General features: G+C 75.3%; 1 protein-coding gene. It reads right to left on the bottom strand.

The window, feature by feature from the left end; translation table 11 throughout:
* Nucleotides 1-1107 (bottom strand): dihydroxyacetone kinase family protein (locus tag SACPADRAFT_RS25360; protein ID WP_007027654.1); only part of this gene is annotated, 1107 nt, incomplete at its 3' end.
* Between the last annotated feature and the right edge of the window lie 190 nt (nt 1108-1297).

The raw sequence follows: 1297 nt of genomic DNA, 5'->3' as shown, positions 1-1297 counted from the left end.
CGACGCCGCGGCCCGGCCGTCGGCCGCCGCCACGGTGATCGGTGCGGCCATGTCCGGTGCGGCGGCGTCCGCATCCCCGTCGTCGTCCGGCTCCACCGGTCCGGTGGGCGCGACGGTGCCCTTGCGGTAGGCGGGGGTGTCGGCAGGCGCCTGCCACAGCCGTTCCAGCTCGTCGTCCAGCCAGGTCAGGGTGAGCGAACAGCCCGCCATGTCCAGACTGGTCACCAGCTCGCCCACCTCGGGGGCGACGACCTCCAACCCCGCCTCGGCCAACAGCCGGGCCACCGTCCGGTAGGTCACGAACAGTTCCTCGTACTTGGTCGCGCCGAGTCCGTTGAGGATCGCCGTCACCCGGCCGGAGGCGGCCTCCGGCGCGTCCGCCAACACCCCGTCGACCAGGGTCTGCGCCAGCTCCGCGGCGGAGGGCAGGGCGCGTTCGGAGATGCCGGCCTCGCCGTGGATGCCCAGGCCCAGCCCCATCCGACCGGCGGGCACCGTGAACAGCGGGTCGTCGCCGCCCGGCAGGGTGCAGCCGTCGAACGCCACGCCGAGGCTGCGGGTGCGGGCGTTGGCGTGCTCGGCGACGCGCACCACCTCGGCGAGGTCGTAACCCTCCTCGGCCGCCGCGGCGGCGACCTTGAACACGACGAAGTCGCCCGCCACGCCCCGACGCCGGTCCCGCGACTCGGCGGGGGCGCTGGCCACGTCGTCGGTGACCACGACCGTGTGCGCGGGGATCCCGTCGTGGCGCAGGCGCTCCACGGCGAGGCCGAAGTTGAGGGTGTCCCCGGCGTAGTTGCCGAAGGAGAACACCACCCCGCCTCCCCGCTCGGCCGCGCGGGCGACCGAGTGGGCGTCCTCGGCCGACGGGGCGGTGAAGATGTTGCCGACCACGGCCCCGTCGGCGAAGCCGGGACCGACGGTGCCGCAGAACGCCGGGTAGTGCCCGGATCCGCCGCCGGTGACCACGGCGACCTTGCCCCGGCGGGGTCGCGTGGCGCGCACCACCCCGCCGGGCACCCGGCGCACGCGGTCGGGGTGTGCCGTCACGAACCCGGCCACCATGTCGTCGCTGAACGTCGCCGGATCGTCGTACAAGCGGGTCATCTCTGCTCCTCGATCACCACGTCGTCGATCAGGACACCGGGGCCCAGTGCGGGCGGGCCCGGTCGAGGGCGGCCAGGTACTCGCGGTAGCCGCGTTCGTAGAACCCGGCCACCTCGGCGCGGGGCCGCACGGTCCACCGGGCCGCCGCCCATCGCTCGCGGTCCACCGGCTCGCCGAGGGCGTCCCACGC

The organism is Saccharomonospora iraqiensis subsp. paurometabolica YIM 90007 (assembly GCF_000231035.2).
GTDB classification, from domain to species: domain Bacteria; phylum Actinomycetota; class Actinomycetes; order Mycobacteriales; family Pseudonocardiaceae; genus Saccharomonospora; species Saccharomonospora paurometabolica.
This window is presented reverse-complemented; position numbering and strand designations above follow the sequence as displayed.